Genomic DNA, 19,187 nt, shown 5'->3' with positions numbered 1-19,187 from the left:
TCAGGCTGCGGCGGGATTTATCCGCCCGCAGCCCCAAGATAATCTGCTAGTATGGTGGCATTCACAGCAAGTCGGGTCACTGATTGTCGCCATGTCTGAATCCTACAGCCTCACCAACACCCTTCCGGTCAACCAGCAAATTTACCGTTTCCTGCGTAAAGACATTGTCGACTGCACCATTCCGCCCGGCACGCTGCTTTCCGAAAAAGAGATTTCCACCCGTTTTAGCGTTTCGCGCCAACCGGTGCGCGAAGCTTTCATCAAGCTGGCGGAGGCCGGGTTGGTGCAGATACTGCCGCAGCGCGGCACTTTCGTGATGAAGATTTCCGCCAAGCGGGTGGCCGACGGGCGCTTTATCCGCCAGGCGGTGGAATGCGCGATCGTCCGCCGCGTGGCGCAGCGGATCACGCCGGAACAGTTGATGACGCTGGAGCACAATTTGCATCGCCAGGAACTGGCGGCGCAAAACCAGCAGACGCGCGAGTTTTTGGCGCTGGACGATGAGTTCCACCAGTTGCTGACCCAGTTCGCCGACTGCCCCCTGGCCTGGGAAACCATCGAAACCATCAAGGCCACCATGGACCGGGTGCGTTTTCTCAGCCTGAGCGAGGTGTCGCCGCCGGAAAGCCTGATCCAGCAGCATTATCGGATCTTTGCCGCGCTCAAGGCGCAGGATGCGGACGCCGCCGAACGCGCCATCCATGAGCACCTGCAGGAGATGATCTACTCTATTACGCCGATCGCCCTGCAAAACACCGAGTGGTTCGATATCGAGTAATCAGCCAGTTACCGCGCCGGGGGCGATCGCCCTCGCGTATTTGCCCCTGCAAATGGAATTTCCTCTCAATCGCATCTATTGTTTCTCCTTGCCAAAGGAAATTCAGTAGTCTCGTTCTTACAGCTTTAATCACCGCTTTCTGCTATGCCGGTGACCCAATATCCCCTATGGCTTTCAAGCTGTAGCCAGGGCTTGAAAGACGACGGGGATGGCATTGCCGGTGTATGAGGGAGCCAAATCGGGAGTCAATCATGACTGATATCGCGCAGTTGTTAGGAAAGGAAGCGGAAGACCTGTTGCAACACCGCTGTACCACCATCCCTGCTGAGAATCTGTACCTGCCGGGCGCCGACTTTGTCGACCGGATAATGATCGATAACAACCGTCCCAATACCGTCCTTCGTTCCATGCAAACCCTGCTCAACCATGGCCGCCTGGCCGGCACCGGTTATCTGTCGATTCTGCCGGTCGATCAGGGCATTGAACACTCGGCCGGCGCTTCTTTCGCCGCCAACCCCTTGTATTTTGATCCGAAAAACATCGTCGAACTGGCAATCGAAGCCGGCTGTAACTGCGTCGCCTCCACCTACGGGGTGCTGGCGTCGGTATCACGCCGCTATGCCCACAAAATTCCGTTCCTGGTCAAACTGAACCATAACGAGACCCTGAGCTATCCGACGCAATACGACCAGACGCTGTACGCCAGCGTCGAGCAGGCTTTCAATATGGGGGCGGTCGCGGTCGGCGCAACGATTTACTTCGGCTCCGAGCAATCTCGCCGCCAGATCGAGGAGATCTCTGCCGCCTTCGAACGCGCGCACGAGCTGGGCATGGTCACCGTACTCTGGGCCTATCTGCGTAACCCGGCGTTCACCAAAGACGGCGTGGATTATCATTCCAGCGCCGATCTCACCGGCCAGGCCAACCATATTGCCGCCACCATCGGCGCCGATATCGTTAAGCAAAAAATGGCGGAAAACAACGGCGGCTACCGCGCAGTAAAATTCGGCTATACCGATGACCGCGTCTACAACAAGCTGACCACCGATCACCCGATAGATCTGGTGCGTTACCAGTTGGCCAACTGCTATATGGGCCGCGCGGGCTTGATCAACTCCGGCGGTGCCGCCGGTGAAAACGACCTGCAGGAATCGGTACGCACCGCAGTCATCAACAAGCGTGCGGGCGGCATGGGCCTGATCCTGGGGCGCAAGGCGTTCAAGAAATCGATGAAAGAAGGCGTGGCGCTGATCAACGCCGTGCAGGACACCTATCTGGACAAAAAAGTCACCATCGCCTGATCCCTTTCCCTGCCCCCACAGCCCGGTACGCCGGGCTTTTTTGTGCCTGTCTTCCGCCAATCCTTTCGTTTCATCCTTATTTTTCTTTCATAATTAACTTTCACAATAAAATATTTATCTTTCAAAATGTGATCTATTTAAAACAAATGAATCCATAAAGTGACTAGTGTAAGGCCCATGGCGACAGAGCCGCTTTTCGCTCCAGGCCATATCGTCCATCACAGGAGAGCAATAATGATTGAGCTAATCACCCACGGCGCCGAGTGGTTTATCGGCCTGTTTCAGAAAGGTGGTGAAGTGTTTGTCGGCATGGTGACCGGTATTTTACCTTTGTTAATCAGCCTGTTGGTTATTATGAATGCGCTGATCAAATTTGTAGGCCAGGAACGTATCGAACGATTGGCGCAGCGCTGCGCGGGCAACCCGGTATCACGCTATCTGCTGCTGCCGCTGATCGGTACCTTTGTTTTCTGTAACCCGATGACCCTCAGTCTCGGGCGCTTTATGCCGGAGAAATACAAGCCCAGCTACTATGCGGCGGCGTCCTACAGCTGCCACTCGATGAACGGCCTGTTCCCGCACATCAACCCCGGCGAGCTGTTCGTTTACCTCGGTATCGCCAGCGGGCTGACGACTCTCGGCCTGCCGCTGGGGCCATTGGCGGTGAGCTATTTCCTGGTCGGGTTGTTCACCAACTTCTTCCGTGGCTGGGTAACCGATCTCACCACCAGTCTGTTCGAACGCAAGATGGGTATCCGCCTGGATCGCCAGGTGCAACTTTAATCCGTGGAGTGCAGCATGAGTGCTTATATCCGTATTGAGAAAGGCGCCAGCGGCTGGGGTGGCCCGTTGGAAATTGCTGTCGAACCCGGCAAGAAAGTGGTGTACATCACCGCCGGCACCCGCCCTTCGATCGTCGATCGGCTCAGCGAGCTGACCGGCTGGCCGGCAGTCGACGGCTTTAAAGAGGGCGAACCGCCGGCGGAAGAGATTGGCGTGATGGTGATCGACTGCGGCGGCACCCTGCGCTGCGGGTTGTATCCGAAGCGCCGCATCCCGACGGTCAATATCCACGCCACCGGCCAGTCCGGCCCGCTGGCGCAGTTTATCCTCGAGGACATTTACGTCTCCGGCGTACGCGACAACAACATCAGCCTGGTGGCGTCGACAACCGATACTGCGCAAAAGGCCCCCGCCCCGCAGCCCAAAGGGCGGGATTACGACACCAGCAAAAAAATCACCGAACAGAGCGACGGCCTGCTGGCCAAGGTCGGTATGGGCATGGGCTCGGTGGTGGCGGTGTTCTTCCAGGCCGGGCGCGACACCATCGATACTGTGCTGAAAACCATCCTGCCGTTTATGGCGTTCGTCTCGGCGTTGATCGGCATCATCATGGCCTCGGGCCTGGGTGATTTTATCGCCCACAGCCTGACGCCGCTGGCCAGCAGCCCAATCGGCCTGGTGACGCTGGCGCTGATCTGTTCCTTCCCGCTGTTGTCGCCCTTCCTCGGCCCCGGCGCGGTGATCGCCCAGGTGATTGGTGTGCTGGTCGGGGTGCAAATCGGTCTCGGGCATATTCCGCCGCAGCTGGCGCTGCCTGCGCTGTTTGCGATTAACGCGCAGGCAGCCTGCGACTTTATTCCGGTCGGCCTGTCGCTGGCGGAAGCCAAACAGGACACCGTGCGGGTCGGCGTGCCGTCGGTACTGGTCGGGCGTTTCCTGACCGGTGCGCCAACGGTACTGATCGCCTGGGCCGCTTCGGCCTTCATCTATCAATGACACTGTTTTGCAGGGAAAAGATCATGCACACCATTTTCCACACCACCATTACGCAGATTGGCGGCAGCGCCCGTGAGGCATTGCAGGATGACATGCTGATCACCTTCCGCGAAGGCGCGCCGGCGGACATCGAAGAGTTTTGCTTTATCCATCGGCACGGCGACACCGCCGGCGAATTGCAGGTCGGCGGCTGGATGGAGCTGGCGGAGCAGCGTTATCCGATCACCGCCGTCGGCAGCGTCGCGACGCAAAACCTGCGCGAGCTGGGTCATGTCACCGTACGCTTCGACGGCGTAACCCAGGCCGAGTTTCCGGGTTCGATCCACGTTTCCGGCGCCACGCCGGCTGATATCCCGTTAGGCAGCACGCTGAAATTTATTGCATAAGGAGTAGATCATGTCTGAAGTAGCGGTAGTGATTGGCGGCGGCCAAACCTTAGGTGCGTTTTTATCCCACGGCCTGGCGCAGGCGGGTTACCGGGTCGCGGTGGCCGATTTGAACGCCGACAATGCCCGGCAGGTGGCGCAACAGATTAACCATGAGTTCGGTGCGGGCCGCGCCCAGGCTTTCCAGGCCGACGCCACCGACGAGCAGAGCGTCATTGCGCTGGCGGCGGCGGTGGATCAGGCGTTCGGCCAGGCCAATCTGCTGGTTTACAGCGCCGGTATCGCCAAGGCGGCGCCGATCACCGATTTCCTGCTGGGGGATTTTGACCGCTCGTTGCAGGTCAATCTTGTCGGCTATTTTCTGTGCGCCCGCGAGTTTTCCCGCCTGATGATCCGCGACGGCGTGGCCGGGCGTATCATCCAGATCAACTCCAAATCCGGCAAGGTGGGCAGCAAGCACAACTCCGGTTACAGCGCGGCCAAGTTCGGCGGCGTGGGGCTGACCCAGTCGTTGGCGCTCGATCTGGCGGAATACGGCATTACCGTGCATTCACTGATGCTCGGCAACCTGCTGAAGTCGCCGATGTTCCAGTCGTTGCTGCCGCAATACGCGCAAAAGCTGGGGATCGAGCCGGATCAGGTCGAAAAATATTACACCGACAAGGTGCCGTTGAAACGCGGCTGCGACTATCAGGACGTGCTGAACACCCTGCTGTTTTACGCCAGCGACAAGGCGTCTTACTGCACCGGCCAGTCGATTAACATCACCGGCGGCCAGGTGATGTTCTGATGTGATCGCCTCCCCCTCCACCCGGAGGGGGATTAAGGAGGCATTATGACTCAAGCATTGGTTATCTTCGCCGTACTGGCCTGGCTGCTGCAAATCGGCCTGGGCGGGTGGCAAATCCGCCATTTCAACCGCGCCTTCGATCGCCTGTGCCGGCAGGGCACCGTCGGCGTCGGGCGCTCCGGCGGCCGTTTTCGACCCCGGGTCGTGCTGGCGCTGGCTTTCGACGCCGAGCGGCGAGTGTGCGGTAGCCTGCTGATGCGCGGCCTGACCATCTTCGCCCGCCCGCAGCCGCTCACGCATTTGCACGGCCTGCATCAACAGGATTTGCGCCCGGATGTGATCTTCCCCGAGGATCGCGCATGCCGGACTGCACTATCGTTAGCGATTGCCCCTAAATCATGATATTTTCACATTAAAAGACATTACCTTTCATATTGAATTATTCGCTGAAGGGAAATGCCCACCCCTTGTGAACGGGAATCGCGATGAAACCAAAGCAGCGGCAGGCCGCTATCCTTGAATATCTGCAGCGGCATGGCAAAACGGCAGTGGACGCCCTGGCCGAGCATTTTTCCACTACCGGCACTACCATCCGCAAGGATCTCACCCTGCTGGAAGACGAAGGCGAGGTGATCCGCACCTACGGCGGCGTGGTGCTCAGCCGCGACGACGGCGACCAGCCGATCGACCGTAAAACCCATATCAACAGCGAAAAGAAACGCCAAATCGCTTACGCCGCCATCAAGCTGATTAACGACGGCGACTCGCTGATTTTCGATGCCGGCAGCACGGTGCTGCAAATGGTCCCGCATCTGGCGCAGTTCAATAACATCACGGTGATGACCAACAGCCTGCATATCGTCAACGCGCTGGTGGAGCTGGACAACGACCAAACCATCCTGATGCCCGGCGGCACCTACCGCAAAAAATCGGCCTCGTTCCACGGCAGCCTGGCAGAGTCGGCGTTCCAGAAGTTCAGCTTCGACAAGCTGTTTATTGGCGCGGACGGGGTCGATCTCAACGCCGGCGTCACCACCTTTAACGAGGTGCATAACGTCAGCAAGGCGATGTGCGAGGCAGCCAGCCGCATTATCCTGCTGGTGGATTCATCGAAATTCGGCCGTAAAAGCCCGAACGTGGTGTGCGACCTGAGCGCCGTGGATACGCTGATCACCGATAAAAACATCAATCCGGATTACCTCGCCGCGCTGCAAGCGAAAGGCATCAATATCATTCTGGTAGGAGATTCCGATGAGTAACGCTACTGCCCTGCTGGCTTTTGCCCGCGAAACGCTGGAAATTGAGCTGACCGAAGCGCAGCGCCTGCTGGCGCGCCTGGACGACAATTTCGTCTGCGCCTGCGAACTGCTGTTGAACTGCCGGGGCAAGGCGGTGATTTCCGGCATCGGCAAATCCGGCCATATCGGCAAAAAAATTGCCGCCTCGCTGGCCAGCACCGGCACGCCGTCGTTCTTCGTCCATCCTGCGGAGGCGCTGCACGGCGATCTCGGCATGATCGGCGCCGACGACGTGGTGGTGTTTATCTCCTATTCCGGCCGCGCCAAGGAGCTGGATTTGATCCTGCCGCTACTGGCGGAAAATAACATCCCGGTGATCGCCATTACCGGCGGCAAAGAGTCGCCGCTGGCGCTGGCCGCCGCCTGCGTGCTGGACATCAGCGTCGAACGTGAGGCCTGCCCGATGGGGCTGGCCCCCACCTCCAGCGCGGTCAATACGCTGATGATGGGCGACGCGCTGGCGATGGCATTGATGCGCCAACGCGGGTTCAACGCCGAAGACTTTGCCCGCTCCCATCCGGGCGGCAGCCTGGGCGCGCGCCTGTTGAACCGGGTACACCACCTGATGCGCACCGGCGATCGCCTGCCGCAGGTCAGTGAAAACGCCAACGTGATGGAAGCGATGCTGGAACTGAGCCGCACCGGGCTGGGGTTGGTGCCGGTGTGCGATGCGCAGCAAAAAGTGGTGGGGGTGTTTACCGACGGCGACCTGCGCCGCTGGCTGGTAAAAGGCCATAGCCTGCAGGATGCGTTGGGCCAGGCGATTACCCGCCCCGGCTACCGTTTGCCGGAACAGTGGCGCGCCGGAGAAGCGCTGGAAGCCTTGCACGAACAGCACATCAGCGCCGCGCCGGTGGTCAATCTGGATGGCGTGCTGGTGGGCGCGATCAACCTGCACGATCTGCATCAGGCCGGCATTGGCTGAGTGCGTGGCCTCAGGGCGCAGGCAACTGCGCCCCAGGTCGTTTTATTTCCAGTCGGGATTGCTCTCGAACTGTTTTTTCAGCAGCGCCTTCATGTCTTCGTCCGGCTTGCCCAGCCATTGGTATTTGGCGTATTTCTTTGGATGATCCATCGCTTCCGGTTTGTTGGCGACCTCTACCCGCACGCCCCAGGCCTGGGATTTGTCTTCTTTAAACGCCACGATCAAAAAGTTGTTGGCGCAGTCGTGCGGCTTGCACAGATTGCCCACCAGATAGTTCTGCCCCTTCCAGCTCAGGCTTTGCGCCGGAGTGGAAGTGCCCATCCCCTTGCGCGCCCAGCCCGGCAGGCGAGCCTGCCCCTTCACCATGTTCTGCCAGCTGGTTTGATAGCCCGGCTGCTGGATCACGTCCGAGGTGGTGACAATCTGCTGGGCAACGCTGCCCGCACTGAGGCTGAGTAACGCGCCGAAGATGGCGCAGCGAAGTGCGTTTTGTCCTGTCATGGCCTTCTCCCTTGGTTAAATCCGATCGTACCCGGCGAGCGCCGGGCATGGATCCAGTCTGACCACAACAACGGCAAAAAGTTGAATCACCACCACGCGTGAAAATGATGCACCGGCCCGATGCCGTGCCCCACTTCCAAGGTATCCGCCTGCTGCAATGCCTTTTGCAGATAGTCCTTGGCGGCGGCGACCGTGCCGGCCCAGTCTTCATGACGCGGGCGCAGCGCAGCCAACGCGGCGGAGAGCGTGCAGCCGGTGCCGTGCGTATGACGAGTCGCTACGCGTGGTGCAGTGAAGCGCAGTTCCTGCTCCGCGCTGAACAACCAGTCCGGGCTTTCGTTTTCGCTGAGGTGGCCCCCCTTCATCAGCACCGCCTGGCAACCCATGGCCAGCAACGCCCGGCCCTGTTCGCGCATCTGGTGCTCATTTTCCGCCGGGGCGCACGCCAACAGAGCCGCCGCCTCCGGCAGGTTCGGCGTGATGATCGACACCTGCGGCAGCAGTTCGCGGCGGATAGACTCTACCGCCTCCGGTGCCAGCAAGGGATCGCCGCTTTTCGCCAGCATCACCGTATCCAGCACCACGAACGGCGGCCGGTAGTGGCGCAGGCGTTCGGCCACTGCCTGCACGATATCGGCGTTGGCCAGCATGCCGATTTTGGCGCTGTCGATGCGCACGTCGCTGAATACCGAATCCAACTGGGCGGCGACGAACGCCGGATCGATGTTATATACCGACTGCACGCCACGGGTATTTTGCGCCACCAGCGCAGTGATCACGGAAGTGCCGTAAGCCCCCAAGGCAGAAAAAGCTTTCAGATCGGCCTGGATGCCGGCGCCGCCGCTCGGATCGGTGCCGGCGATGGTCAAAGCGTTAATCCGTTTCATTGCAGCTCCTCCGCACGCAGTTGATACAGGGCGTCGAGGAACGCCGGGGTAAAGCTGCCCGGCCCCGCAGCCCGATGCGTGGCCCGCTCGCCGCAAAGCGACATCACCCGGCAAGCGGTCGCGACGTTGTCCAGCCGATCGCCCGGCAGGCTGCAAAATGCCGCCACCACCGCCGACAGGGCGCAACCGGTGCCCACCACCCGCGTCATCAGCGCATCGCCACCGGCGACCGCCCAGTCGCGCCGGCCATCGGTGATGTAATCCACCACGCCGGTTACCGCCACCACCGCGCCGCTGAGCTGCGCCAGTTCGCGTGCCGCCGGCAAAGCCGCCAGCGAGTCGTCGGTGCTGTCTACGCCGCGCCCGGCGCTCTGCCGGCCGCTCAGCGCCATAATTTCAGACGCGTTGCCACGGATCGCCGCCGGCTTCTCGCCCAGCAAACGACGGGCAAAGGCGGTGCGGTACGCCAACCCGCCTACCGCCACCGGATCCAGCGTCCAGGGCGTTCCCGCCAAATTGGCGGCTTCTACCGCCGCCAGCATGGATTCGGCACGCGAGGCATTGAGAGTACCGATATTGATTAACAGGGCACTCGCCATCTGGCTGAACTGCGCCGCTTCGGTCGGTTCCACCACCATCGCCGGGGAAGCGCCAAGCGCCAGCAATACGTTAGCCGTCAGCTCCTGCACCACTTCGTTGGTCAGGCAATGGATCAGCGGGGGCTGTTGTTTGAATTGGGTCAGACAGGCCGCGGCGCGGGCGCCGGGTAAAGCATCAGGTCGAGCGAACATATTCCTCCCAACCGGCGTTCAAGAAGGCGGGTACCGGTTGGGGCACCGAGACTTCCCTACGCTGGCATAATCCAGATCAGGTAATACGGGTAAAATCTCAGCCCCTTGGGGCACCCCGAGTCAAGGAGGCCATTATTGGGGTTGCCGCCGGTGAGGTCAATCGCGCTATAGTGTCAAAAAATAAAAAGGAGCTGCCATGCAAATAAGACCCTACCGAGAAGCCGATCGTCCGTTCTTGCGCACCCTTTATCTGGCTGCGCGCAAGGCGGCGTTCACGTGGCGCGATACCGAAGATTACCGGCTGGAGGATTTCGACCGCTCGACGCTGGGCGAGGATATCTGGGTGGCGGAAGATCAGGGAAAACTGCTGGGGTTCGTCTCGATTTATCGCCAGGATAACTTTATTCACAACCTGTATGTCGATCCTCACTTGCCGCCACGCGGCGTCGGCACGGCCCTGCTGCACGCGGCGGAGCGAACCTTTACCGCTACCGGCTCACTGAAGTGCCTGGTGAAAAACGAGAAGGCGCTGGCGTTTTACCATAAGCATGGCTGGCAAAAGATCACCACCGGCAACGACGGCAGCGAAGAATACTACCTGCTGCACTCACCTAAAAAATAGTGTCATCCGCTGTGAGCTAAACCGGAAAAGGCCTGACATCGTCAGGCCTCTGGCACGGCTCAGACTACAACCCTTGCAAAACGATATCCTGCGTCGCCGGGATATTAGCTGCCCCGTGTCCAGGGCCTTTCAGCACTGCCCAGCGACAATGCGAATGGATTTCATTTGCGTTAAAGACTATCCTCCGGTTTACCTCTTACAGGCTATTCAAGGAATGGACATGCAACATCAAACGGATACCCGTTTCCCGGACGCTGCGGCGGCAGACTACGATCGCCGTATTTTGACGCTGGTGCCCGGCTATCAGTTCGCCCAGTCGCTGCTGACCGCCACTCTGGCACAGGCGTTACCGCCGCAAGCCCGCCTGCTGCTGGCCGGTTGCGGCACCGGCAACGAACTGATTGCGTTGGCGGGCATCGGCCCGCAATGGCTTTTCAGCGCCGTGGAACCTTCCGCCGGCATGCTGGCAGCCGCACGCACCAAGGCGGAAATGGCAGGCTGCGAACCGCGAGTCACCTTCCACCAGCAACTGCTGGACCAGGCGCCGCAAGCGCTGCACGACGCCGCCGTTTGTTCGCTGGTGCTGCACTTTATTGCCGATGACGGCGCCAAGCTGGCCTTCCTGCAACAGTTGGCCGCGCGGTTGTCGCCAGGTGCGCCGCTGCTGTTGTTCGACTATCAGCCGGATGGCCTGCCGGTCAGCCACTATCAGCATTGGCTGCAAAGCGCCGGGCATTCCCTCGACGGCGCACGTGAGGTGATTGAACGCACCCGCAGCAACTGGCATCCGTTGGCAGCGCAGCGCGCCCGATTGCTGATGACGGAAAGCGGTTTTACCTCACCGCAGTTGCTGTGCGACACGCTGGGTTTCCGGCTGTCATTGCTCTACCGCCGCGCCTGAGGCCGGCATGCCACGCAGCGTCAGCCACCAGAACAGCAAGGCGACCAGGCTGACGCCCGCCCCCAGCCAACATACGCCGGGCCAGCCCGCCACGGCGTATACGTGGGTGCTGGCAAAGGCACCCAGCCCGCTGCCCACCGCGTAAAACAGCATATAACAGCCCACCAACCGGCTGTGGGCCTGCGGGTGCGCGCTAAAAATCATGCTCTGGTTCAGCACATGAATCGCCTGCCCGGCCAGATCGAGCAGCACAATACCGACCACCAGCCACGCCAGACCGTAGCCCAGCATGCCGAGCGGCAGCCAGGCCAGCACCAGCAACAGCAGGCAGACACCGCTCGCCACTTGCCCTAACCCGCGATCCGCCAGATGCCCGGCGCGCACCGCCGCCAGCGCCCCCACCGCCCCGACCAAACCGAAGGCGCCAATCACCGAATGTGAAAAATTGAACGGCGCCTGGCTGAGCGGCAGCACCAGCGCGCTCCAAAAGATGCTGAACGCGCCAAACATCAGCAGCGCCAGCATGCCGCGAATTTGCAGCGTGCGATCGCGCAGCAATAAAGCCAGCATTGAGCGTAGCAACGCCGGATAACTGAGCGACGACGGCGGCGTGCGCGGCGTTGGCAACAGGCGCGACAACACCGGCAGCAGGATCAACGTCACCGCAGCCGAGAAAAAATAGACTGCCCGCCAGCCGCCGATATCCGCCAGTGAGCCGGACAAGGTGCGCGCCAACAACAGGCCCAGCACCACCCCGCCTTGTGCTGCGCCCACCACCCGCCCGCGTTCATGCCGTGCCGCCAGGGTAGCGGCAAAGGCGATCAATCCCTGAGTCATGGCGGTGCCAAGCAACCCCACCAACAGCATACCTACCAGCAATAGCGCGCTGCTGTGCGCCCATCCCACCACGCACAGCGCGGCCATCAACAACAGTTGCTGTACCGCCAGCAGCCGGTGGCGATTAATCAGATCCCCCAGCGGCACCACCAGCAACAGAGCCAGCGCACAGCCAAGCTGGGTGGCGGTGATCACTATCCCCACCGACGCCAGGCTGATGTTGAAATCATGAGCGATCGCATCCAGCAGCGGCTGGGCGTAATACACGTTAGCCACGCTGAAAGCGCTGGCCCCGGCCAGCAGCAGCACCAGCGAAACGGGCAGCCGACTGAGCGAGCGGCTTTGCGGCGTACAGATCGGATCCAGCGTTTTGTCACTCATCATTCACCCTTAAAGTGGTTTCATTATTAAACCCAATGAACTTTACGCGTAGAGGTTTTATAATGCAACCAGATATCATGAAGGGAACTGAGCCATGAAACGTAAAAGCCTGGAAGATGCACAGTGTCCGGTGGCACGCACGCTGGATGTGATCGGCGATTGGTGGTCGCTGCTAATTGTGCGCGACGCCTTTGACGGCATACGCCGCTTCAGCGAGTTTCAAAAGGGGTTGGGGATGGCGAAGAACATTCTCTCTACCCGCCTGCGCACGCTGGTGGCGCACGGGGTGCTGGAGATCGTGCCTGCCTCGGACGGCAGCGCCTATCAGGAATATATTCTCACCGACAAGGGCCGCGCCCTGTTCCCGGTGATCGTCGGCCTGCGCCAGTGGGGGGAAGATCATCTGTTTGCACAGGGCGAAGCGCACTCGCATCTGGTGGAAAGCGGCAGCGACCAACCTATCCCGCGCATGACGCCGACCGGCCGCGACGGGCAGACTCTTACGCCGCTGAATACCAGAGTGGTGAAGGTGGAATGAGCATCAGCGTCGCCATGGCTCCCACTGTCGGGCAAACCTACCGAGGAAGGTCATCATTGAACCTTGTACGCCTGAAATCAGAGTATCGGCATGCATAAAAGACAAAAAGTGTCAGATATGACACTTTATGACTAATAGAGATAGCCTTTGAATCGGCAGAGACGCTAAAGAAACAAAACAGTTCAAATATGACACTTTATGGTTTAATATTGGACGATGAGTCTACATTTTCGGCATACAAATAGGGCAGGTGTCAAAAATGACCCTTAATGAAATAGAAGATGCGTTCAGTGCTTTGTCTGCAAAAGATCAAAAAAAACTGTTCGAGCATTTCAGCGGCAGTCTACCGGCCCCTATAAGCATCGATAATAATTTTAAATCAATGGATTGCCCTGCAAAGCTGAGCGCTTTCGAGTTCTCAGATCTCCCGCAGCTCCTGACTTTCCAGTTGAAACGGCAGAACATCACCTATGAAGAGATGGCCATGCAAATCGGCGTTTCACTTTCGACATTTAAAAGAATGATTGCCGATCCTGCCATGGCTAAGGCAATCAATCTTCACTCACTGCTTAAAGAGCTGGGCATAAAGACATGGCTAGAAAGATAGAGGTCTGGCTTTACGGCAAAGCCGTGGGGAGCTTAACTGAAGAAAAAGAAGGGTATACCTTCGGCTATTACTCAGGCTATAGCGGCCCGGCAGTGTCGCTTAGCATGCGCGTTCGACCTGAGCCCTATTTTAGCGAAGAGTTACACCCATTTTTCAAAGGGTTGGCACCAGAAGGATGGTTACGCAAACGGTATGCCGAAATCCAAAAAATTGACGATCGAGATCTGTTCGGCTTACTGATGCAAAACGGTAATGACCTTCTCGGTGCCGTAGTTTTCAAAGAGATGAGCTCATGAATCCAGACCGCTGCCTGATCAACTTAACCCCGCTGAAAGCGCCGGAGCTGATAACAGGATATTCCAAACAAGGTATCAAGCAGCTGTTTGGCAGCGCCAAAATCGCGCTTACCTTGCCATTCACCCGCAGAGAGTTTATCCAGGAACTGCCTGAGCGCCAGAAAGGCATGAGTATTTCCGGTTATCAACCTAAATTGTCACTTAGCCTCGAAGAAGGCGAGCTGCACGTCGTAAACAATGACGGCACTTATATCCTCAAACCCTCACCGGAAGAGTACCCTAACCTGGCTGAAAATGAACACGCCACCATGACCGTCATGGCGCGGTTGAAGTTCGTTGTTCCCCCTTTTGGCCTTATACGCTTTAAAGCAGATGAAGATCGCCCCGATGAGCTGGCCTTTGTTATTAAAAGATATGACCGTATCGGCCCGGATCGGGTTCGTTTACATCAAGAGCAGCTTGATGGCGCCATGGGCATTAATGATAAATATGGCTACGTTGATGGCAAGAAAGACATAAGTTACGAAAAAGCGGCGAAGTTTTTGAATCATACGGTCAGCAACGGCCTGCACAGTAAACGTGACGTTTTTTTACGTATCCTTTATGCCTATGTACTGGGCAATAATGACTTCCATCTTCGCAACCTGGGCATAATACACCCTGAAGATACATCGCCTTACGTCGCACCGGTCTATGACTTCATCAGCGTTGCCCCTTACCCTGCAGCATTCGGGGAATATCTGGCATTGCCCCTGCTGGAATGCGAGGAAAACGATGTGGGCATTGCCCCCGGTATTAATTCCCCCTATGGCGAATACATTGGCGTCGACTTCATTCTTCTGGCAGAAGGCATGGACGTTAATCCAAAGCTGGCTAAAAAGTGGCTGGCGGAAGTGGTGAAAAGCCATCAGCTTATTATTGACACTTATACCGAAAGCCATATGCCGGCAGAACAACGTGAAGCCGTGCTCAGGTACGTGGCAAGGAGAATAACCTTGCTTGGCGTGACCGAGCTTAAAACGACGTGAACGTGCCCCGGCCTTGCAACGCCCCCTGCGTAAGGTATAGTCCGCGTTTTACGGGGAAACCATGCTGACTCAATCATCCATTCGCCTTAACAAATACATTAGCGACAGCGGCATCTGTTCCCGTCGCCATGCCGATCGTCACATCAAACTGGGCAACGTTTTTATTAACGACAGGCTGGCCGCCGTGGGCGCACAGGTATTTTCCGGGGACAGGGTGAGGGTTAACGATCGGCAGATTGCGCCGCGTGACGCGGATGATCTGGTGCTTATCGCGCTCAATAAGCCGGTTGGCATCCTCACCAGCATGGGCAAGCACGAGCGGGATAACATCGGCGACTTCGTTAACCACAGCCAACGCACCTTCCCTATCGGCCGCCTGGATAAGGCCTCACAGGGGCTGATTTTTCTGACCAATCAGGGTGAACTGGTCAACAAGATCCTCCGCGCCGGCAATAATCACGAAAAAGAGTACCTGGTCACTGTAAACAAGCCGCTGACCGATGCGTTTATTCAGGGTATGGGAGCGGGTGTGCCGATATTGGGTAAAGTGACCCATCCATGCCAGGTAGAGAAAGAAGCCTCGCAGGTGTTTCGCATTACGCTGGTTCAGGGGCTTAACCGCCAGATCCGCCGCATGTGCAAATATTTCGGTTATGAAGTCACCAAACTCGAGCGCGTACGCATCATGAACGTCGATCTCACCGGGCTGGCGCTGGGCGAGTGGCGGGATTTTACCGATGATGAGCGGATCGAATTATTTAAGCTGATTGAGCACTCTTCGTCCGAAGAGCGCTGCCTTGCGGCACAATAGCGCCGAAGCTGAGATATCGCCAGGCAATCCCTCGTTGCCCGGCGACATCTCGATACCACAGAGACCTAATTCATCAGCACATCAGAATGACCATTTGATGTTGGCATTGACCGCATTAACCTGAGTATCAGAACCGTATTGCCCCTGATAACCGACGGCCAGCGTGGTGGATCGCGACAGCTTCACGCTCACCCCGACATCAGCCACCATCAGATTGTCGTCAACCGCCTGCCCCTGGGTGACAAAAGCGTCACTGCCGGCAAATGCCATGCGCGATGAGGTATTTTTATCGCCGTAGGCATGCTGCCAACCCAGTGAGCCGTAAAGACTGACGTTTTTCGGCAGCTCTTTGATACCCCGCACGCCCAATGTCGAATAGAACGTATTCATCGTTTCATTGCGGACGCTCAGCGCGGCGGCGCCGCCCTTTTCCTGGAAGTTATCGGTGTGCAGACGGATGTAGCTCAGATTGATAAAGGGCTCGACGTTCGCGTCCGGCTGCCCGAAACGGTAGCCCGCTTCGGTGAACGCCAGCAGCGAGTCGGCGTCATAGTCCGCCTTGAGCCGATCGGAGAAATTGCCGAAATCAACGTTGCGCTCATTCTCAAGCCGATGCCAGGTGTAACCCAGCGCACCGCGCAAGGAGAAGGCATCCTGCTGCCCTGCGGCATACAGACCCAGGTGGTAATTGTCGCTGTCGGACTTGGAGCGGCGGCTATCAATATCGTAATCGCCGCGGCTATACCCAAAATATCCCCCAATGCGGACACTGTGGTCGGTAAGTTTACGATCGGCCCCGATCAGGAAACCGCTGGTGTTGCCATCCAGTTTCCCCACATTGTCGTTACCGCTGTTTCTTGTCCAGGAGCCGAAGGTCTGCCCCCATACGCCGTTATTTTCGGCATTGGCCGGCTGAACCAGCGTCATCGCCAGCGGTGGAACGGGCAATGCATCATTATCAAACGCGCGCAGCATACGCTGATTCAGGACATTGAACAGCTGCGTGCTGCCGGCGATCAGGTTTGACTGAATGGAGGGATAGACTTCACCGGACAGTTGATTGAATGCGTCGCGGGCTTCCGGCGCGTTCAACAACAGCAAGGTGTTGTATAAGGCCAGTGAAGGGCCGCTCTGCGCCAACGTCGACAGGGCGCCGGCGGTATTCCACTGGTTGCCGGTTTGCGCCACCGTTTGGAAAATACCGGGCTTGCTGCCGCCTTCACCTGGGTTACCGCCTTCGCCTGGGTTGCCGCCTTCGCCTGGGTTACCGCCCTCGCCTGGATTGCCGCCTTCGCCTGGGTTACCGCCCTCGCCTGGATTGCCTGGGTTACCGCCCTCGCCTGGGTTGCCGCCCTCGCCTGGGTTGCCGCCCTCGCCTGGGTTGCCGCCCTCGCCTGGGTTGCCGCCCTCGCCTGGGTTACCGCCTTTTTGCGCAATCGTCAGATCCACGGCATTCGTACTCTGGTTGAGCGCCACGTCCAAAAATGCAGATTTTGAGATAGCCTCGGCGAACCGGCCGTCAATCCCGCCCTCCGAGGTTAAAATACGGTAGCTTTGCCCTGTCTTATAACTGGTTTGCGGATCCAGCGCAGTAACCTGCACTTTGGCCTGATCGCTGATGGTGGTTTTACCCGCCACGACCAGCTTGTCGCTGCTGCCGTCGCCGGCGATATCGACGTCGTAGAAAGATTCACCGAGGAAATTCAGATAGCGTTTCAGCGTCAACGTGCCGATATTGCCGTCGCCGGGGGAAATATGGCCGCCGGACTGGATCTCGGTCTGGCCCAAGGTGCCGTTTCCGCCCAGCGTACCGCCGGATTTGATCGACGCGGCGCTGCTGTAACCCAGGCCATTGCTGACGTCAGAACCGGCCGTGGCGTTGAGGATCAAGGTGCCGCCGTTCTCGGCGCTCAGTGTCTGCACGTCGAAAGGGCTGTCTTCTGGCTGCGTATTGATATCGCCGGCGATGATGATTTTGCCGCCCCGTGCGGTCACATTTGCCTTGAGCTGGGTCAGGTCGCCGCTCAGCGTCGTCTGCCCGGCGGTATTGATAACGTCGCCTTCCCCCATCATCTTGTTGCGGAAATCGTAGTTGTCGGAAGTATGGTTAAAGTAGACATAGCTGCCGAACAAGCCGCCCCGCAGGTTGACCGCCGTCTGGGCATCGAGGGTGCCCGCGCCACCCGCAGCGCCTAGCGTGGGTTCGGTCAACCCGGTGCCGGTATCCATATTGCCGCGGCTGCCGATGATCAGCGCGCCTCTGTTCGAGCCGGAGCCGGTATCGCCCAACCGCAGTTCGTTTGCGCCGGCGGAAAACTCGCCGCCGTCAACGACCGACAGCACGCCGTTGCCGTAGTCGCCGACGTTAACGCTGCTCCCGCTGGTAACGCGCGAGCCATTACCGGCGATGTAGAGTTCGGCGGTTTTACGCGCGCCTGAGACTCCCGCCACCTCGATGCTGCCGACGTTGACCGCGCCGCCGTTCAGCACATCAAGATCGCCGTAGAGCGTGAGCGCGCGGCCGACGTTCCACTGCGAATTCGCCCCCGTAACCGTGGCTTTCGGGCTTAGCTTATCGGTCTCGCCGGGCCCGGAACCGTTGCCGATGCGCGCATCGAACGTGGTGTTCAGCACCGCGCCGTTTTCAATCGACAGCGTGGATCGGGCCCCCAGATCGGTGCCGACGCTGAGAAAATTGCTGACGACTCTGGAACCGGCGCCCGTCGCGACAAGATGGCTGTCGTAGCCACGGCTGGAGCCGACCACGATCTCTTTCGCGCTGGCCAGCGCCCCTTCTTCAACCCGCAATGTGCCCAGCCCCAGATTAATGTTGCCGTGCATGACGGATTGGTCATTGATGGCGTTCAATACCGCGTTCGGCCCTTTGACAGTGACCGAACTTTCATAAATTTGACCATTGGCGCGGGTGCCGATATTGATGTTATAGGCGTTGACTTCACCATTATCGATCAACAGGTTCCCACCTTGATTACGGCCGACATAAACATTGCCTGCGTAACTCAAAGGTTCCGTAATACGGGAGTCGCCATCAAAAATAGCATCATCGGCGCGCGCCATATCGGCGGGCCCAATCAATATCAATGGCGCGGAAAAAAGTGCGAGGTAAACTTTGGAAAGCGGTTTTCTTACCGCTAAGTGATGCGATGTTTGATCTTTCATGTTCTATCTCCGGCTCAATTATCTTGATGCCATCAAAGTTATTATTTATATGAAAAACTCAATGCCTTAGAGAATGCGTGGCGCGTTATTTACGAGTACAGAGGGCGAGTACAGAGGGATTGTCATCGAGACGCCAGCTTATTGCCCCCCAGCGCTAATGCCCCGATGCCAAAATTATTGGGACTGCGGACCAGTCCTGATTGCCAACTCCGGCTCGCGCCTGAGGCGAATTATTTATGCGTGACGACAGGAGTACAGGTCGGTGCGCTCAGCGAGGGAGCCGAACCTAAAATACCCGGCATCATCAGCGAGGAACAGTCGAAGATACGGCCCTTCTCGGTGGTGGCGCGATAAGAAAGTTTTTGCCCGCCCAGGGCATCAGGCTGAGCGCCATTGACATTGGTCACAGTTATTTCATCCGATGAGCCCAGGCCCAGCATTTTAGCCGTTTCCGCCTGCAACAAGGGTATTGCCTGATCGGTTTTCAACGTTGAACAGCCGGCCACCAGTAAAGTAACGGCTAAAGCGATAAGTGGTTTTTTCATAAATT

22 protein-coding genes and 1 riboswitch are annotated in these 19,187 nt (G+C 58.3%); of the genes, 16 read left to right on the top strand and 6 right to left on the bottom strand.

Annotation, left to right across the window (positions count from 1 at the left end; translation table 11 throughout):
* Positions 1-91: 91 nt before the first annotated feature.
* From ACUTSW_RS21070 to gutQ, 9 genes are all read left to right on the top strand, one after another.
* The gene (locus ACUTSW_RS21070) at positions 92-778 is read left to right on the top strand and encodes a GntR family transcriptional regulator (protein WP_006327242.1); all 687 of its coding nucleotides are present in this window, start codon (positions 92-94) and stop codon (positions 776-778) included.
* Positions 779-1,029: 251 nt separating this feature from the next.
* Positions 1,030-2,079 (top strand): class I fructose-bisphosphate aldolase, encoded by a 1,050-nt coding sequence (gene fbaB, locus ACUTSW_RS21065; RefSeq protein WP_006318230.1) that lies wholly within the window; start codon positions 1,030-1,032, stop codon positions 2,077-2,079.
* 234 nt (positions 2,080-2,313) lie between these two features.
* Positions 2,314-2,862: a PTS glucitol/sorbitol transporter subunit IIC gene (gene srlA / locus ACUTSW_RS21060; protein WP_004941528.1), complete on the top strand. Its 549-nt coding sequence runs from the start codon at positions 2,314-2,316 to the stop codon at positions 2,860-2,862.
* Positions 2,863-2,877: 15 nt separating this feature from the next.
* Positions 2,878-3,858: a PTS glucitol/sorbitol transporter subunit IIB gene (gene srlE / locus ACUTSW_RS21055; RefSeq protein ID WP_445585276.1), complete on the top strand. Its 981-nt coding sequence runs from the start codon at positions 2,878-2,880 to the stop codon at positions 3,856-3,858.
* 23 nt (positions 3,859-3,881) lie between these two features.
* A complete protein-coding gene (srlB, locus tag ACUTSW_RS21050) occupies positions 3,882-4,244 on the top strand; it encodes a PTS glucitol/sorbitol transporter subunit IIA (protein ID WP_004951982.1) in 363 nt (120 codons plus the stop codon).
* A 10-nt stretch (positions 4,245-4,254) separates the two neighbouring features.
* Positions 4,255-5,034, top strand: coding sequence for a sorbitol-6-phosphate dehydrogenase (srlD, locus tag ACUTSW_RS21045; RefSeq protein WP_004951983.1), 780 nt, complete (start codon positions 4,255-4,257; stop codon positions 5,032-5,034).
* Positions 5,035-5,079: 45 nt separating this feature from the next.
* Entirely contained in the window at positions 5,080-5,436 is a 357-nt protein-coding gene (gene gutM / locus ACUTSW_RS21040) for a transcriptional regulator GutM (RefSeq protein ID WP_434461101.1), read from the top strand.
* 83 nt (positions 5,437-5,519) lie between these two features.
* The gene (gene srlR, locus ACUTSW_RS21035) at positions 5,520-6,293 is read left to right on the top strand and encodes a glucitol operon DNA-binding transcriptional repressor SrlR (protein ID WP_004951988.1); all 774 of its coding nucleotides are present in this window, start codon (positions 5,520-5,522) and stop codon (positions 6,291-6,293) included.
* Positions 6,286-7,257, top strand: a complete 972-nt coding sequence (gene gutQ, locus ACUTSW_RS21030) for an arabinose-5-phosphate isomerase GutQ (protein ID WP_004951990.1) — start codon at positions 6,286-6,288, stop codon at positions 7,255-7,257. Before srlR ends, gutQ begins: the two co-directional genes overlap by 8 nt.
* A 42-nt stretch (positions 7,258-7,299) precedes the next feature.
* On the opposite strand, the gene ACUTSW_RS21025 is transcribed toward gutQ, so the two are convergent.
* From ACUTSW_RS21025 to thiM, 3 genes are all read right to left on the bottom strand, one after another.
* Entirely contained in the window at positions 7,300-7,758 is a 459-nt protein-coding gene (locus ACUTSW_RS21025) for an inhibitor of vertebrate lysozyme family protein (protein WP_197912418.1), read from the bottom strand.
* A gap of 86 nt (positions 7,759-7,844) precedes the next feature.
* A complete protein-coding gene (thiD, locus tag ACUTSW_RS21020; RefSeq protein WP_006327254.1) occupies positions 7,845-8,645 on the bottom strand; it encodes a bifunctional hydroxymethylpyrimidine kinase/phosphomethylpyrimidine kinase in 801 nt (266 codons plus the stop codon).
* Positions 8,642-9,436 (bottom strand): hydroxyethylthiazole kinase, encoded by a 795-nt coding sequence (gene thiM, locus ACUTSW_RS21015; protein ID WP_006327256.1) that lies wholly within the window; start codon positions 9,434-9,436, stop codon positions 8,642-8,644. The genes thiD and thiM overlap by 4 nt, the downstream gene beginning before the upstream one ends.
* 36 nt (positions 9,437-9,472) lie before the next feature.
* A riboswitch (TPP riboswitch) is annotated at positions 9,473-9,564 on the bottom strand.
* A 68-nt stretch (positions 9,565-9,632) separates the two neighbouring features.
* Here thiM and ACUTSW_RS21010 point away from each other — a divergent pair.
* Together ACUTSW_RS21010 and ACUTSW_RS21005 are read left to right on the top strand one after the other, a co-directional pair.
* Positions 9,633-10,058, top strand: coding sequence for a GNAT family N-acetyltransferase (locus ACUTSW_RS21010; protein ID WP_445585275.1), 426 nt, complete (start codon positions 9,633-9,635; stop codon positions 10,056-10,058).
* 220 nt (positions 10,059-10,278) lie between these two features.
* Positions 10,279-10,959 (top strand): class I SAM-dependent methyltransferase, encoded by a 681-nt coding sequence (locus ACUTSW_RS21005; RefSeq protein WP_445585274.1) that lies wholly within the window; start codon positions 10,279-10,281, stop codon positions 10,957-10,959.
* On the opposite strand, the gene ACUTSW_RS21000 is transcribed toward ACUTSW_RS21005, so the two are convergent.
* Entirely contained in the window at positions 10,936-12,177 is a 1,242-nt protein-coding gene (locus ACUTSW_RS21000) for an MFS transporter (RefSeq protein ID WP_445585316.1), read from the bottom strand. The two genes, ACUTSW_RS21005 and ACUTSW_RS21000, sit on opposite strands and share 24 nt — an antisense overlap.
* Positions 12,178-12,271: 94 nt before the next feature.
* On the opposite strand from ACUTSW_RS21000, the gene ACUTSW_RS20995 reads away from it, so the two are divergent.
* From ACUTSW_RS20995 to rluF, 5 genes are all read left to right on the top strand, one after another.
* Entirely contained in the window at positions 12,272-12,715 is a 444-nt protein-coding gene (locus tag ACUTSW_RS20995) for a winged helix-turn-helix transcriptional regulator (RefSeq protein ID WP_445585273.1), read from the top strand.
* 259 nt (positions 12,716-12,974) lie between these two features.
* Positions 12,975-13,322 (top strand): XRE family transcriptional regulator, encoded by a 348-nt coding sequence (locus ACUTSW_RS20990; protein ID WP_445585272.1) that lies wholly within the window; start codon positions 12,975-12,977, stop codon positions 13,320-13,322.
* Positions 13,307-13,618, top strand: coding sequence for a HipA N-terminal domain-containing protein (locus ACUTSW_RS20985; protein ID WP_445585271.1), 312 nt, complete (start codon positions 13,307-13,309; stop codon positions 13,616-13,618). Before ACUTSW_RS20990 ends, ACUTSW_RS20985 begins: the two co-directional genes overlap by 16 nt.
* Positions 13,615-14,646 (top strand): type II toxin-antitoxin system HipA family toxin, encoded by a 1,032-nt coding sequence (locus ACUTSW_RS20980; RefSeq protein WP_445585270.1) that lies wholly within the window; start codon positions 13,615-13,617, stop codon positions 14,644-14,646. The genes ACUTSW_RS20985 and ACUTSW_RS20980 overlap by 4 nt, the downstream gene beginning before the upstream one ends.
* A 61-nt stretch (positions 14,647-14,707) precedes the next feature.
* Positions 14,708-15,457, top strand: coding sequence for a 23S rRNA pseudouridine(2604) synthase RluF (gene rluF, locus ACUTSW_RS20975; protein WP_445585269.1), 750 nt, complete (start codon positions 14,708-14,710; stop codon positions 15,455-15,457).
* 81 nt (positions 15,458-15,538) lie between these two features.
* Here the strand turns inward: rluF and ACUTSW_RS20970 are convergent, their stop codons facing one another.
* Positions 15,539-18,637, bottom strand: coding sequence for an autotransporter domain-containing protein (locus ACUTSW_RS20970; RefSeq protein ID WP_445585268.1), 3,099 nt, complete (start codon positions 18,635-18,637; stop codon positions 15,539-15,541).
* A 230-nt stretch (positions 18,638-18,867) separates the two neighbouring features.
* Positions 18,868-19,182 carry a hypothetical protein gene (locus tag ACUTSW_RS20965; RefSeq protein ID WP_004952028.1) on the bottom strand — a complete coding sequence of 105 codons (315 nt, stop codon included), beginning with the start codon at positions 19,180-19,182 and terminating at the stop codon, positions 18,868-18,870.
* Between the last annotated feature and the right edge of the window lie 5 nt (positions 19,183-19,187).

The organism is Serratia sp. TSA_198.1, from assembly GCF_052686505.1.
Note: the sequence above shows the minus strand (reverse complement) of the source record. Positions and strands in the feature narration are given on the sequence as shown.